The organism is Burkholderia sp. MR1-5-21 (genome assembly GCF_053427715.1).
On record NZ_JBSAXD010000046.1, the window covers coordinates 39,507 to 54,199 of the forward strand.

General features: G+C 66.3%; 15 protein-coding genes. 10 read left to right on the forward strand and 5 right to left on the reverse strand.

Annotation, left to right across the window (positions count from 1 at the left end; translation table 11 throughout):
• Positions 1-39 precede the first annotated feature (39 nt).
• Complete coding sequence (locus ACV229_RS37425) at positions 40-1,032, reverse strand: bifunctional riboflavin kinase/FAD synthetase (RefSeq protein WP_448088085.1); 993 nt, start codon at positions 1,030-1,032, stop codon at positions 40-42.
• Positions 1,033-1,154: 122 nt separating this feature from the next.
• On the opposite strand from ACV229_RS37425, the gene purN reads away from it, so the two are divergent.
• The 6 genes from purN to nadC all read left to right on the forward strand — a co-directional run bounded on the left by purN (position 1,155) and on the right by nadC (position 8,073).
• Positions 1,155-1,817 (forward strand): phosphoribosylglycinamide formyltransferase, encoded by a 663-nt coding sequence (gene purN, locus ACV229_RS37430; protein WP_448088086.1) that lies wholly within the window; start codon positions 1,155-1,157, stop codon positions 1,815-1,817.
• Positions 1,814-3,079: an RsmB/NOP family class I SAM-dependent RNA methyltransferase gene (locus ACV229_RS37435; protein ID WP_448088087.1), complete on the forward strand. Its 1,266-nt coding sequence runs from the start codon at positions 1,814-1,816 to the stop codon at positions 3,077-3,079. Before purN ends, ACV229_RS37435 begins: the two co-directional genes overlap by 4 nt.
• 18 nt (positions 3,080-3,097) lie before the next feature.
• Positions 3,098-4,456 carry a mechanosensitive ion channel family protein gene (locus tag ACV229_RS37440; protein ID WP_448088097.1) on the forward strand — a complete coding sequence of 453 codons (1,359 nt, stop codon included), beginning with the start codon at positions 3,098-3,100 and terminating at the stop codon, positions 4,454-4,456.
• Positions 4,457-4,649: 193 nt separating this feature from the next.
• A complete protein-coding gene (locus ACV229_RS37445) occupies positions 4,650-5,846 on the forward strand; it encodes a DesA family fatty acid desaturase (protein ID WP_448088088.1) in 1,197 nt (398 codons plus the stop codon).
• A gap of 209 nt (positions 5,847-6,055) precedes the next feature.
• A complete protein-coding gene (nadA, locus tag ACV229_RS37450) occupies positions 6,056-7,192 on the forward strand; it encodes a quinolinate synthase NadA (RefSeq protein WP_448088089.1) in 1,137 nt (378 codons plus the stop codon).
• A complete protein-coding gene (nadC, locus tag ACV229_RS37455; protein ID WP_448088090.1) occupies positions 7,189-8,073 on the forward strand; it encodes a carboxylating nicotinate-nucleotide diphosphorylase in 885 nt (294 codons plus the stop codon). Before nadA ends, nadC begins: the two co-directional genes overlap by 4 nt.
• Positions 8,074-8,177: 104 nt before the next feature.
• Here nadC and nadB read toward each other — a convergent pair whose 3' ends face one another.
• The 4 genes from nadB to radC form a co-directional block, all read right to left on the reverse strand.
• Positions 8,178-9,764, reverse strand: coding sequence for an L-aspartate oxidase (nadB, locus tag ACV229_RS37460; RefSeq protein WP_448088091.1), 1,587 nt, complete (start codon positions 9,762-9,764; stop codon positions 8,178-8,180).
• 162 nt (positions 9,765-9,926) lie between these two features.
• Positions 9,927-10,094, reverse strand: coding sequence for a 50S ribosomal protein L33 (rpmG, locus tag ACV229_RS37465; protein ID WP_448088092.1), 168 nt, complete (start codon positions 10,092-10,094; stop codon positions 9,927-9,929).
• A 17-nt stretch (positions 10,095-10,111) separates the two neighbouring features.
• Entirely contained in the window at positions 10,112-10,345 is a 234-nt protein-coding gene (gene rpmB, locus ACV229_RS37470; protein WP_004186391.1) for a 50S ribosomal protein L28, read from the reverse strand.
• A gap of 241 nt (positions 10,346-10,586) precedes the next feature.
• On the reverse strand, positions 10,587-11,348 hold the full coding sequence (gene radC / locus ACV229_RS37475; RefSeq protein WP_448088093.1) for a RadC family protein: 762 nt from the start codon (positions 11,346-11,348) through the stop codon (positions 10,587-10,589).
• Between the two features lie 135 nt (positions 11,349-11,483).
• Here radC and ACV229_RS37480 point away from each other — a divergent pair, with 135 nt between their 5' ends.
• From ACV229_RS37480 to ACV229_RS37495, 4 genes are all read left to right on the forward strand, one after another.
• Entirely contained in the window at positions 11,484-11,939 is a 456-nt protein-coding gene (locus ACV229_RS37480; RefSeq protein WP_448088094.1) for an FKBP-type peptidyl-prolyl cis-trans isomerase, read from the forward strand.
• A 2-nt stretch (positions 11,940-11,941) separates the two neighbouring features.
• Positions 11,942-12,922 carry a 4-hydroxy-3-methylbut-2-enyl diphosphate reductase gene (gene ispH, locus ACV229_RS37485; protein WP_448088095.1) on the forward strand — a complete coding sequence of 327 codons (981 nt, stop codon included), beginning with the start codon at positions 11,942-11,944 and terminating at the stop codon, positions 12,920-12,922.
• A 267-nt stretch (positions 12,923-13,189) separates the two neighbouring features.
• Positions 13,190-14,230 carry a branched-chain amino acid ABC transporter substrate-binding protein gene (locus ACV229_RS37490; RefSeq protein ID WP_448088098.1) on the forward strand — a complete coding sequence of 347 codons (1,041 nt, stop codon included), beginning with the start codon at positions 13,190-13,192 and terminating at the stop codon, positions 14,228-14,230.
• 211 nt (positions 14,231-14,441) lie between these two features.
• On the forward strand, positions 14,442-14,693 hold a 252-nt coding region (locus tag ACV229_RS37495), incomplete at its 3' end, for an ABC transporter permease subunit (protein WP_448088096.1).

Genomic DNA, 14,693 nt, shown 5'->3' on the forward strand with positions numbered 1-14,693 from the left:
GGCGGCGCCGGGGTGCGGCGCATCGCGCCGCCGGCCGGGTCAGCTAATTCGGTCGGTGGCCGACGTCGAGAAGCCGGTCGCGCGGCTGCCGGGCGCATGGCCGTGCGCCGCGAAATACGCGCGCGCGTTCGCGACGTCTTGCGCGATCGCGCGCGACAGCGCTTCGAGATCGTCGAATTTCGCCTCGTCGCGCAGCTTTTGCAGGAATTCGACGCGCACGATCTTGCCGTACGCATCGCCGTGCCAGTCGAGCAGGTGGACTTCGAGCAGCACGCGGCCCGAATCGACGATGGTCGGGCGCAGGCCGAGGCTTGCGACGCCGGGCAGCGGGGTGTCGGCGAGGCCGTGCACCTGGACGACGAAGATGCCCATCAGCGCCGGCCGCTTGTGCGCGATCGGCAGGTTCAGCGTCGGGAAGCCGAGATCGCGGCCGAGCTTCAGCCCGTGCGTGACGTGGCCGCTGATCGCGTAGCCGTGGCCGAGCGCCTGCGCGGCCGCCGCGAGATCGCCGGCCGCGAGCGCGGCGCGCACGCCGGAGCTGGAGATCCGCGTGCCGTCGTCGCCGGCGACCGTGCCCATCTGCTCGACCTCGAAGCCGTACTGCTCGCCGGCCGCCTTCAGCGACTCGAACGTGCCCGCGCGCTTCGAGCCGTAGCGGAAATCGTCGCCGACCATCACCCAGCGCGTGTGCAGCCCGCCCACGAGCGTGCGCTCGACGAACGCCTCCGGCGACTGGCTCGCGAACGTGTGGTTGAAGTGCTCGACGACCACCCGGTCGACGCCGTTCTCGCGCAGCGCCTCGAGCTTGTCGCGCAGCATCGCGATGCGCGGCGGCGCGCTCGCCGGATTGAAGAATTCCCGCGGGTGCGGCTCGAAGGTCATCACGCAGACGGGCAGGCCGCGCGCGTCCGCTGCCGCGCGCACGCGCGCGAGCAGGGCCTGGTGGCCGCGATGGACACCGTCGAAGTTGCCGATCGTCAACGCGCACGGGGCGCGGCTTTCGGCGTTGGGCAGGCCGCGGAAGACTTTCACGATAGCGGGAGCAGCGTCGGGGTATGGGCGGATGGATGCCGCAAAGCAGAAGATTATAAACGTTCGGGCGGGCAGGCGGCTGAGGAGGGGGGAAACGGGAGGCCGAATGGTAAAATTCGCGGATGAAAAAAATCGTCATCTTGATTTCCGGTCGCGGCAGCAACATGGAAGCCATCGTCCGCGCATGCGCGCAGGAGCGGTGGCCCGCCGAGGTTGCCGCCGTGATCGCCAACCGGCCCGATGCGGCCGGCCTTGCGTTCGCCGCGTCGCACGGGATTGCGACCGCGGTGGTCGACCACCGGTCGTTCGACGGCCGCGACAGCTTCGATGCGGCGCTTGCCGACGAGATCGACCGCTTCGCGCCCGATCTCGTGATCCTCGCCGGCTTCATGCGGATTCTCACGCCCGCATTCGTCAAGCGGTTTGAGGGTCGGATGCTGAACATCCACCCGTCGCTGCTGCCGAGCTTCAAGGGCATCCATACGCACCAGGCGGCGCTGGACGCCGGTTGCGCGCTGCACGGCGCGACCGTGCATTTCGTCATCCCCGAGCTGGACAGCGGCGCGATCGTCGCGCAGGGCGCGGTGCCGGTGCGTGCGGGCGACGACGCGGCCGCACTCGCGCAGCGGGTGCTGACGGTCGAGCACGTACTGTATCCGCGTGCGGTGCGCTGGTTCGTCGAGGGGCGTCTGCGCCTCGAGGACGGGCGGGCGGTGGTGGCGCCGGACGAGGCGCGCTGGATTTTCGCGGATGAACCGCAACCCAAGACGAGCGAGGGCGTATGAAGCTGCACGGATTCCTGATCGGCCAGACCGAGACCCTGTTGGCCGAGGTGCTGAAGTTCGCCGGCCCCGCTGACGCAACGACGAGCCGGTTCTTCCGCGCGCACCCGAAGCTCGGGCACGCGGAGCGCGGCGTGATCGCGGAGGCCGTGTTCGCGGTGCTGCGCAGGAAGATGGAGTTTGCGCACCTCGCCGAGAGCGGCACGGGCAGCCCCGCGCGGCGCCTGACGCTGCTCGGCCTGATGCAGACGATGGGCCGCAACGCGCTGAAGCCGTTCGTGTCGGACGCCGAGGCCGCGTGGCTCGAGCACGTGTCGAAGATCGACCCGGCGAGCCTGCCGGTGCGGATCCGCACGAACCTGCCGGACTGGATCCATCAGGCGCTCGCGGCGCGCTTCGATGCCGAAGAGCTCGCGCAGCTCGCGGCGGCGCTGAACTACCCGGCGCCGCTCGACCTGCGCGCGAACGCGCTGAAGTCGACTCGTGACCAGGTGATCGACGCGCTGCGCGCGAACGGCATCGACGCGGGCGCGACGCCGTTCGCGCCGAACGGCGTGCGCGTCGTCGGCAAGCCGGCGCTCACGCGCCTGAAGCTGTTCGAGGAAGGCCAGATCGAGGTGCAGGACGAGGGCAGCCAGCTGCTGTGCTCGCTCGTCGCGCCGCGGCGCGGCGAGATGGTCGTCGATTTCTGCGCGGGGGCGGGCGGCAAGACGCTCGCGCTCGGCGCGATGATGCGTTCGACCGGGCGCCTCTATGCGTTCGACGTGTCGGAAAAACGCCTCGCGAAGCTGAAGCCGCGCCTCGCGCGCAGCGGGCTGTCGAACGTGAATCCGGTGCTGATCGACAGCGAGCACGACGCGAAGATCAAGCGGCTCGCGGGCAAGATCGACCGCGTGCTCGTCGATGCGCCGTGCAGCGGCCTCGGTACGCTGCGCCGCAACCCGGACCTGAAGTGGCGCCAGTCGCGCGCGTCGATCGATGAACTCACGCCGAAGCAGGCGTCGATCCTCGCGAGCGCCGCGCGTCTCGTGAAGAAGGGCGGGCGGCTCGTGTACGCGACCTGCAGCGTGCTCGACGCGGAAAACGAGGCGATCGTCGAGCAGTTCCTCGCCGATCATCCGGAATTCGCGCTCGTGCCGGCGCAGAAGGTGCTGGCCGACCAGCGCATCGAACTCGAGACGGGCGACTACCTGTCGTTGTGGCCGCATCGTCACGCGACCGACGGCTTCTTCGCCGCCGTGCTCGAGCGGCGCGCGCAGGCGTAACGGCGGGCCGCACGGATGATGCAGAACCTGCAGAGCCGCCTGCTGTCGCGCCGGCTCGCGTCGGTGATCCAGGACTTCAACCAGCCGGTGATGATCTGGCAGGCGGCGATCCTGGTCGGCGCGCTGTGCTTCGCGTGGCTGGCCGCGCGTTTCGTGCACGCCCGCATCGACGCGCGCCGCCGGGCCGCCGGGCGCACGCCCGGCGCCGGTGCGCAAAGCCTGAAGCGCGCGCTGTTTCCGCTGTTCGGCAGCGTGCTCGTGGCGGTCGCGCAGCTCGCGTTCGACCCGTTCATGTCGACCTCGCTGCTGTCGCTCGCGCTCGTGCCGCTGATCGGCATCGCGCTGATCTACGCGCTGTTCTTCTTCGCCCGGCGCGTGTTCGCACGCGACGGCCACACGCATGCGTGGCTGTCCATCGTCGAGAAGCTCGTGTCGATCGTCGTGTGGGCCGCGATGGTGCTCACCGTGCTCGGCATCCAGCGCGACGTGCTGCAGTGGCTCGACAGCGTGCAGTTCCGCGTCGCGAACGCGCACCTGACGCTGCTGTCGGTGATCTCCGGCGCGCTGTGGGTCTGCGTGACGCTGATGGTCGCGATGTGGCTCGGCTCGGTGCTCGAGGATCGCCTCGCGCGCGCGAGCACGCTCGACGCGAACCTGAAGGTCGTGCTGTCGCGGGTCGGGCGCGCGCTGCTCGTGTTCGCGGCGGTGCTGATCGGGCTGTCGCTCGTCGGCATCGACGTGACGGTGCTCGGCGTGTTCGGTGGCGCGGTCGGCGTCGGGCTCGGCTTTGGCCTGCAGAAGATCGCCAGCAACTACGTGTCGGGCTTCATCATCCTGCTCGACCGGTCGCTGCGGCTCGGCGACGCGATCAGCGTCGGCGGGCTGCAGGGCGTCGTCACGCAGATCCGCACGCGCTATACGGTCGTGCGCGGCCTCGACGGCAACGAGACGCTGATCCCGAATGAGAAGCTGATCACCGACGTCGTGCAGAACCAGTCGTCGTACCTGACGCGCGGCTACGCGAAGGTCGCGGTGCAGGTCGCGTACACGAGCGACGTCGAGCGCGCGCTCGCGGTGCTCGCCGACGCGGCGAAAGACGTGCCCCGCGTGCTCGCGGAGCCCGCGCCGACGCCGTATCTGGTGAATTTCGGCGCGGACGGCATCGATCTCGAGCTCGGCTTCTGGATCGAGGATTCCGCAAAGGGCACGTCCGGCGTGCGCTCGGCGGTGAATCGCAACATCTGGCGGCTCTTTTCCGAGCACGGGATCTCGATCCCGTTCCCGCAGCGCGAAGTGCGCGTCGTCGGCCTGCCGGACGGCTTCGCCGCCGCGCGGCCGGCAGACGGCGCCCGCGCGGCCGGGCACCCCGTCATGTAATGCCGGCCAGAAGCGGAGCGCCGGCGCCGCGGAGTCCGCCGGTGGACTTCCTGCGTTGCTCCAAGGCAAGAAATATTCATTTTTTACAAAGACTTGGAACGATTGCAGTAAAATTTCTGTCTGTTACGCGGTATGCTTTCATTTTTCTGACGTCGGTGGATGACCGGCGTCGCTCACACCACAGGTAACTGCCTTGTTGAATTCCCTGCTCGACTTTCTTTCCCACGGGCTCCTGCGCTTTTCGTGGTGGCAGATCGTGCTGTTCGCGCTCGCCGTCACGCACGTCACGATCGTCGGCGTGACGGTCTACCTGCATCGCTGCCAGGCGCACCGCGCGCTGGAGCTGCACCCGATCGCGAGCCACTTCTTCCGCTTCTGGCTGTGGATGACGACCGGCATGCTGACGGGGCAGTGGGCGGCCATCCACCGCAAGCACCATGCGAAGTGCGAAACCGAGGAAGATCCGCACAGCCCGCAGACGCGCGGCATCTGGAAGGTGTTCCTCGAGGGCGCCGAGCTGTATCGCGCGGAAGCGAAGAACGAAGAAACGATGCGCAAGTTCAGCCACGGCACGCCGAACGACTGGATGGAGCGCAACGTCTACACGAAGTACCCGATCCTTGGCATCAGCCTGATGATGGTGATCGACGTCGCGCTGTTCGGCGTGATCGGCCTGACGGTTTGGGCCGTGCAGATGGCCTGGATCCCGTTCTGGGCGGCCGGCGTCGTCAACGGCTTCGGCCACTTCTGGGGCTACCGCAACTTCAACTCGGCCGATGCGAGCACGAACCTGTTCCCGTGGGGCATCGTGATCGGCGGCGAGGAACTGCACAACAACCACCACACGTTCGCGACGTCCGCGAAGCTGTCGAACAAGTGGTACGAGTTCGACATCGGCTGGATGTACATCCGCATCATGTCCGCGTTCGGTCTCGCGAAGGTGAAGAAGGTCGCGCCGACGCCGCGCCTGAACAAGCCGAAGACGGTGCTCGACCAGGAAACGCTGCAGGCCGTGCTGTCGAACCGCTACGAGGTGATGGCGCGTTACGGCAAGGCCGTCAAGCGTGCGTACCGCCAGGAGCTCGTGCGTCTGAAGGAGCTCGGTTCGAGCGACAAGTACCAGCTGATGCGCGGCGCGCGCAAGTGGTTCCACAAGGACGAGGACGGCCTCGACGAGCAGAAGAAGAAGCTGCTGCCGGAGATCTTCGCGAACAGCCAGAAGCTGCAGACGTACTTCCAGCTGCGCCAGGAACTGGCCGCGATCTGGGATCGTTCGACCGCGTCGCGCGAACAGCTGCTCGCGCAATTGCAGGATTGGTGCCATCGCGCCGAACAAAGCGGCATCAAGGCGTTGCAGGAATTTGCGACGCGCCTGCGCCGCTACGCCTGATTCGAAATCGATTAGAATCTCAGGACGTCACAAACCCCGCGTTGGCGGGGTTTTTTCTTTTGGGCCGACCGTTTCTGCGGCGGCGATCAGCGGGACCGGGTTTTGCACGGAACCGGAGCAAGCGCGATGGCGCTGACTCCGGTCGAGCTTTGCAAGGGATCAAAGCAAGCGCTGAAGTGCTTGCTCTGATCGACACAGGAGATATGGAGATGCAATCGACGATCAAACCCGTCGAGTACGACCGACCGGTTGCTGCAGGGGCAGTCTGCGGCGTCGGACAGGCATGGGCGAAGGTGCCCGAGACGCCGTCCCCCGAGGAACGCGCTGCGCTGAAGGCGCGCATCAAGGCGTTGCTTGTGCGCGAGAAGGCGGTGCTGGTCGCGCACTATTACGTGGACGCCGAATTGCAGGAGCTCGCTGACGAAACCGGCGGCTGCGTCGCCGATTCGCTCGAAATGGCCCGCTTCGGCCGCGACCACGACGCGCAGACGCTCGTCGTCGCCGGGGTGCGCTTCATGGGCGAGACCGCGAAGATCCTGAGCCCGAACAAGCGGATCCTGATGCCGGACCTCGACGCGACCTGTTCGCTCGACCTCGGCTGCCCGGTCGACGAGTTCTCCGCATTCTGCGATGCGCACCCGGACCGTACCGTGGTCGTCTATGCGAACACCAGCGCCGCCGTGAAGGCGCGTGCGGACTGGATGGTCACGTCGTCGATCGGCCTCGAGATCATCGCCGACCTGCACGCGCGCGGCGAGAAGATCATCTGGGCGCCGGACCGTCATCTCGGCAGCTACATCCAGAAGAAAACCGGCGCGGACATGCTGCTGTGGCAGGGTTCGTGCCTCGTGCACGACGAATTCAAGGGCATCGAGCTGGACCTGCTGCGCGCCGAGTATCCGGACGCGAAGGTGCTGGTCCATCCGGAGTCGCCGGAGAACGTCGTCGCGCAGGCCGACGTCGTCGGCTCGACGACGCAGCTGATCGATGCCGCGGTCAAGCTCGATGCGACGCGCTTCATCGTCGCGACCGATCTCGGCATCCTGCACAAGATGCAGCTGGCCGCGCCCGGCAAGACCTTCATCGCGGCGCCGACGGCCGGCAACAGCGCGACCTGCAAGAGCTGCGCGCATTGCCCGTGGATGGCGATGAACGGCCTCGCGAACCTCGCGGACGTGCTCGAGCGCGGCCACAACGAAATCTTCATCGATCCCGCGATCGGCGAGCGTGCGCGCCTGCCGATCGACCGGATGCTCGATTTCGCGGCCGCCCACAAGAAGCGCGTGCAGGCGAGCGGCGACCTGCAGCGCGACCAGCGACTGTTCGCGAACGTGGGGGCGGCATGACGAATAGCGCCGTATCCCCGCTGTACGAAACGATTCGCGAGCAATACGGCGCTGCGTTCGACGACGCGCTCGCGCGCAACGTCGCCGATGCGATTGCGGAGGACGTCGGTTCGGGCGACCAGACCGGGCGGCTCGTGCCGGCGGACGAGCGCCGCCGTGCGCGCATCATCGTGCGCGAAGAAGCCGTGCTGTGCGGCGTGCCATGGTTCGATACGGTGATGCGCCGGATCGATCCGGCGATCGACGTGCGCTGGCATTACCGCGAAGGCGATCGTATGACGGCTGATTCGACCGTCTGCGAACTCGAGGGGCCGGCCCGCGCGCTGCTGACCGCCGAGCGCAACGGGCTCAATTTCCTGCAATTGCTGTCGGGTGTCGCGACCGCGACGCGGCGCTATGTCGACCGGATCGACGGCACGCGCGCGAAGATTCTCGATACGCGCAAGACGCTGCCGGGCCTGCGGCTCGCGCAGAAATACGCGGTGCGGGTCGGCGGCGGGGCAAACCAGCGCCTCGCGCTGTACGACGGCATCCTGATCAAGGAAAACCACATCGCGGCCGCGGGCGGCGTCGGCGAGGCGCTCGACGCGGCGTTCGCGCTGAACGCGGGCGTACCGGTGCAGGTCGAGGTCGAGACGCTCGCGCAGCTCGGCACGGCGCTCGTGCACCGCGCGCAGTCGGTGCTGCTCGACAACTTCACGCTCGACATGATGCGCGAAGCGGTGCGCGTGGCGGACGGCAAAGCGGTGCTCGAGGTGTCGGGCGGCGTCAATTTCGATACGGTGCGCGCGATTGCCGAAACCGGCGTCGACCGGATCTCGATCGGTGCGCTGACGAAGGACGTGCGCGCGACCGATTATTCGATGCGGATCGTCGACTGATCGCACCGCGAAGCAATCCGCAGACAAAAAAGCCGTTGGCGTGTAAGCGCAAACGGCTTTTCTTCTTGCGCGCTGCATAGCGTTGCGCCGTGCAGCGTGCCGCGTCAGCGGCGCGCCTTCGGCATCAGCACGCTCGGCAACGCCTTCGGCAGCGCATGCGGCCAGTCGCGGCTGAAATGCAGGCCGCGGCTTTCGCGGCGCGACTGGGCGCTCTTGACGATCAGCGTCGCGACATCGACGAGGTTGCGCAGCTCGAGCAGGTCGCGGGTCACGCGGAAGTTCGCGTAATACTCCTGGATCTCGTCGCGCAAAAGCGACAGCCGGTGCCGCGCGCGCTCGAGGCGCTTGTCCGTGCGCACGATGCCGACATAGTTCCACATCAGGCGCCGCAATTCGTCCCAGTTGTGCGCGACGACGACTTCCTCGTCCGCGTCCGACACGCGGCTCTCGTCCCACGCGGGCAGCGTGCCCGGCGACTCGGCGTCGAAGCCGGCCGTTTCGATCGCGTCGGCGGCCGCGCGGCCGATCACGAGGCATTCGAGCAGCGAGTTGCTCGCGAGGCGGTTCGCGCCGTGCAGCCCCGTGTACGACGTCTCGCCGACCGCATACAGGCCGGCGAGGTCGGTGCGGCCCGCGAGATCGGTGACGACGCCGCCGCACGTGTAGTGCGCGGCCGGCACGACCGGGATCGGCTCTTTCGCGATGTCGATCCCGAATTCGAGGCAGCGCGCGTGGATCATCGGGAAATGCTCGCGCAGGAACGTCTCCGGCTGATGGCTGATATCGAGATATACGCAGTCGATCCCGCGCTTCTTGATCTCGAAGTCGATCGCGCGCGCGACGATGTCGCGCGGCGCCAGCTCCGCGCGCGGATCGTGCGCCGGCATGAAGCGGGTGCCGTCCGGCAGCTTCAGCAGGCCGCCTTCGCCGCGCACGGCTTCGGAAATCAGGAACGATTTCGCATACGGATGGAACAGGCAGGTCGGGTGGAACTGGATGAATTCCATGTTCGCGACCCGGCAGCCCGCGCGCCACGCCATCGCGATACCGTCGCCGGTCGCGGTGTCGGGGTTCGTCGTGTACAGGTAGACCTTGCCTGCGCCGCCGGTGGCGAGCACCGTGTGCGGCGCCTCGATCGTGATCGTGCGATCGTTCTCGACGTCGAGCGCATACAGGCCGTGGCAGCGGCGGCCGGGCAGGCCGAGCCGGTCCGACGTGATCAGGTCGATCGCGTGGTGGTTTTCGAAGAACGTGATGTTCGGGTGCTGGCGCGCGCGTTCGGACAGCGTCGCGAGCACCGCGTGGCCGGTCGCGTCGGCGGCGTGGATGATGCGCCGGTGGCTGTGGCCGCCCTCGCGGGTCAGGTGAAAGCCGAGCTCGGCGGCATCGTCCTTCGTGAACGGCACGCCCTGCGAGATCAGCCATTCGATCGCTTCGCGGCCGTGCTCGACGATGTAGCGGGTCGCGCCCTCGTCGCACAGGCCGCCGCCGGCGACCAGCGTGTCGTCGACATGGTTCTCGATGCTGTCCGCGGAGTCGAGCACCGCGGCGATGCCGCCTTGCGCGTTGTCGCTCGCGCCCTCCATCATCGAACGCTTTGCAATCAGCGCGACGCGCCGCGTGCTGGCCAGATTGAGCGCGACCGACAGGCCTGCCAGGCCACTGCCGACGATCGCCACGTCGAATTTCATTGCTGCATCTCCGTCATTGCACTCTTGATCTTGTGTGTTCCGGCGGCAAAACCGCGGAAAGGGGAGAGCATACCGCGTCGGGCTCGAGCGTGCGCGCCAAAACAAAAAGCCCCGCGATTGCGGGGCTTTCTGGTCGTCGTCAGGCTGGCAGGAACCAGGAGATTACTTGATCTTGGTTTCCTTGTACTCAACATGCTTGCGGGCGACGGGATCGAACTTCATGATCGCCATCTTTTCCGGCATGTTGCGCTTGTTCTTCGTGGTCGTGTAGAAGTGACCCGTGCCAGCGGTCGACTCGAGCTTGATCTTGTCGCGTGCGCCTTTTGCCATGATTGTGCTCCTTGGGCTTAGGCTTCGCCGCGTGCGCGCAGGTCAGCGAGCACGGAATCGATGCCGTTCTTGTCGATCAGGCGCAGGCCGGCGTTCGAAACACGCAGGCGCACCCAACGGTTTTCGCTTTCCACCCAGAACCGGCGGTTTTGCAGGTTCGGCAGGAAGCGACGCTTCGTCTTGTTGTTGGCGTGGGAAACGTTGTTGCCGCTCATCGGCGCTTTCCCAGTTACTTGGCATACGCGTGCCATGAGAGCACTCCTAATACGCTAAATTCGGGGTTCGATCGCCGGTGAAGGTTCTCATCGAGCAGCCACGTGATCCATAGCTGCACTCAGAACGCCCAAGCCCTTAACAGACAAGGCCCTTCGATGGCTAGAACTGGTTGGAAAAAAGACAGACGGCGATTCTAGCAGAAAAAGCTCAGAAAAATCAAACGCAATTTCGCTTCACCGTTGCATCGGGCCCGGACGGTTCGCCGGGGTGCACAGTCTACAGCCAACCGGCGCCCGCGAACGAGAATGTGTCACTCGTGCCGACGACGATGTGGTCAAGCAGCCGCACGTCGATCAGCGCGAGCGCATCGCGCAGCACGCGGGTCAGGCGCCGGTCTTCCGCGCTCGGCTGCACGGCGCCGGACGGGTGGTTGTGCGCGACGATCAGCGCGGCGGCGTTCAGCGACAGCGCGCGACGCACGATCTCGCGCGGGTAGACGGCCATCCGCGTGAGCGAGCCGCGCGCGCTTTCCTCGATGTCGATCAGGTGATGGCGAGCGTCGAGATACAGCGTGACGAACACTTCATAGGGACGTGTGCCGATCTTGAGCCGCAGAAAATCCTCGACCGCGCCGGGCGAATCGATCAGCAGCCGCTCGCGCGCCTTCTCGGCGAGCGCGCGCCGCCCGAGCTCGGCGACCGCGGAGAGCAGCGCGATGCGGGCATCGCCGATGCCGGGGCGGCCGCGGAAATCGTCCGGTGTCGCATCGAGCAGCCCGCGCAGCGAGTTGCCGAACTGCGCGAGCAGCGCGCGGGCGTTGTCGAACACGTTGTGGCCGGGCACGCCGGTGCCGAGCAGCAGCGCGATCAGCTCGTCGTCGGACAGCGCGGCGGGTCCGCGCGTGAGCAGCCGTTCGCGCGGCAGCCCGGTTTCCTTGGTGCGCGGGGCGTAGCGCTTGCGCCGAACGGGCGGGACGGACACGGGCACAGGCCCGGGGTCGTCCCGGCATTCGGGAAAAGACAATAATTGTTGCGTCATCGTTGATGCTCCATTGCGGCAGGCCGGCCTGCGCGCCGTCGTCGCACTTTCCGCCTTGCGCGCGCAGGTGACTTACAATACGAGTTTTGCGCTGGGCCTTCCGGCCGTTACGGGCGCCGACTGAACGAGTCATTCATGAGCCTTATCGATCTATCCGAAGTGAAGCCCGGTTCGCACGTCACGCTGCACTACCGGTTGGCCCTCGCCGACGGCGCCGACATCGTCAACACCTTCTCCGACAAACCCGCCACGCTGCTGCTCGGCGCGGGACAGCTGGCGCCCTCGCTGGAACAGATTCTCGTCGGGCTCCGGGTGGGTGACCATTCGACTTTTCAGCTAGCGCCCGAGCAGGCGTTCGGGCCCCGAAATCCCGACATGCTCCAGCGCGTGACGCTCTCGACGCTGCGCGAAAACGGGATGGTCGGCGACGATTTCACGCCGGGCGACCTGATCGAGTTCAACGCGCCGGACGGCGGCCGATATGCAGGGGTGCTGAAGGAAATCGGCGAGACCTCCGCGTTGTTCGACTTCAATCATCCGCTCGCGGGCCAAGCGCTCACGTTCGAAGTGAAAATCATCGGGATCCTGTAATCATGAGCACCACCGATACGCTGTCCGGACAGACTGTCGCAGCCGACGCCGAAATCCTGCTGGCGCAGCCGCGCGGCTTCTGCGCGGGCGTCGATCGCGCGATCGAGATCGTCGAGCGCGCGATCGCGATGCATGGCGCGCCGATCTACGTGCGCCACGAGATCGTTCACAACAAGTACGTGGTCGAGGATCTGAAGAAGAAGGGCGCAATCTTCGTCGAGGAGCTCGAGGAAGTGCCGGCCGGCAACACCGTGATCTTCAGCGCGCACGGCGTGTCGAAGGCCGTGCGCGACGAGGCCGGCGTGCGTGGCCTGCGCATCTATGATGCGACGTGTCCGCTCGTCACGAAGGTGCACGTCGAAGTGGCAAAGATGCGCCAGGATGGTGTCGACATCGTGATGATCGGGCACAAGGGGCACCCGGAAGTCGAGGGGACGATGGGGCAGGTCGAACGCGGCATGCATCTCGTCGAGAGCGTCGAGGATGTGCAGAAGCTCGCGCTCGCCGATCCGGAGCGCATCGCGCTCGTTACGCAGACGACGCTGTCGGTCGACGACGCGGCTGAAATCATCGCCGCGCTGAAGGCGAAGTACCCGAAGATCCGCGAGCCGAAGAAGCAGGACATCTGCTACGCGACACAGAACCGCCAGGACGCGGTGAAGTTCATGACGCCGCAGTGCGATGTCGTGATCGTCGTCGGGAGTCCGAACAGCTCGAATTCGAGCCGCCTGCGAGAGGTGGCCGAGAAGCGCGGCGTCGCCGCGTACATGGTCGACGCGCCCGAGCAGATCGATCCCGCATGGGTCGCCGGCAAGCGCCGCATCGGCGTGACGGCCGGCGCGTCGGCGCCCGAGGTGCTCGCACAGGCGGTGATCGCGCGCCTGCGCGAACTCGGCGTGCGCAATGTCCGCGCGCTCGAGGGCATCGAGGAGAACGTGTCGTTCCCGTTGCCGCGCGGCCTGAACCTGTCTCCCGCCGACTGACCCGGATACCACTCGCGGTACACCGAAGCGCGCCCCAGGGCGCGCTTTTTTTTGCCCCTCGTGATTGCAATCGCAACCAATCTTCCAAATGACGGTGCAACCGGGTTGCTATCCGCGATCGAGGTCGTCTCTCAAAATTGGTTGCAATGCAGGAAAACCCCATCGAATCAGGAATATTGGCGTCCTATAAATGGAGTTACAATGCGCCCGTTTTCAGGCCTGAGCGGTCGTGAAATCGGGTTTTGGCAAGGCGCGGGAGACCTTTTAATGCATGTGAAGTTGGCTTACGCCGTGTCCGTCGCCGCAGCGGTTGCAATGCTTGCCGCCTGCAGCAAAAAGAGCGACGACGGGGCGGGCATGGAGGCTGCGGTGTCCGCGCCACCGCCGGCCAGCGACGTGCGCGTCGTCAAAATCGGCCATGCCGCCCCGCTGACGGGGAGCATTGCGCATCTCGGCAAGGACAATGAAAACGGGGCACGTTTGGCGATCGAGGAAATCAACGCGCATGGCCTGACGATCGACGCGCATCCGGTGCGGCTGGAACGGGTCGCCGAGGACAATGCCGCCGATCCGAAGGCAGGCACGCTAGTTGCTCAGAAGCTGGTCGACGACCGGGTTGTGGCAGTGGCGGGGCGCCTTGATTCGGGGGCGTCGATCCCGGCGTCGAAAAATTACAGCGACGCAGGCATCGTGCAGATTTCACCGTCCTCGACCAACCCCGACCCTATCGCGAAGACCGTCCAGGCAGCGGGCGGACAGATCGTCGCGCGCGAAGCGACCGGCGATCGCGCGACGGATTTCAACGCAACCCTGACGAAGAACAAGAGCGACCATCCCGACGTGATCACGTACGGCGGCATGGACGCAACGGGCGGCCCGTTTGCGAAGCAGACGCAGGCGCTCGGCATCGAGGCAAGAATCCTTGGCGGCGACGGCGTGTGTACCGACAAGGTGGTCGAGCTCGCGGGCAACGCGGTGCGGAACCTGATCTGTTCGGAGGCGGGGCTCGCCCTGTCGCGGATGGACAACGAGGCGGACTTCGAGCAGCAGCACGAGGACCGTTTCAACACGCCGGTGCAGATCCATGCGCCGCTCACGTATGACGCCGTCTACGTGAACGTCGACGCAATGAAGCGCGCGAACTCGATTGACGCGTCCAAGGTGCTGGCTGCGATGCCGTCGACCGATTACCGCGGGGTGATCGGTCACATCGCATTCACGCCGAACGGCGATTTGAAAGAGAGCGCGATTTCGCTCTACGACTTCAAGGAGGCAAAGAAAACCGTCCTCGATGTCGTGACGATGTAGCGACGGGACTCGTGACGGCACCGGAACAGTGCGGTGCCGTTTTTGTATCCGCTCCGGCGGCAGGTCCGGCCGTACAGGCCGGGCGGCGCACGCCGGGACGATCCACCCTTACCGGTCTTTTTTAGTACCCGCAGTGTCGCCGAGACGACGTGATTCCTCGCTTACCCGCGGGGCGCAGCCTCATCCGGCAGCACGGGCCAAGGAGCTTTAAATGGATATCTTCGTCCAGCAGATCCTCAACGGGCTGGTGCTCGGCAGTGTGTACGCCATCATCGCGTTGGGTTACACGATGGTGTACGGCATTCTGGGCATCATCAACTTCGCGCACGGCGATGTGCTGATGATCGGCGCAATGGTCGCGCTGTCGGCGATCAGCGTGCTGCAGAACCACTTCCCCGGGCTCGGCAACGTCGCGACGCTCACGATCGGTCTCGGCATCGCCGCGGTGGTCTGCGCGTGCGTG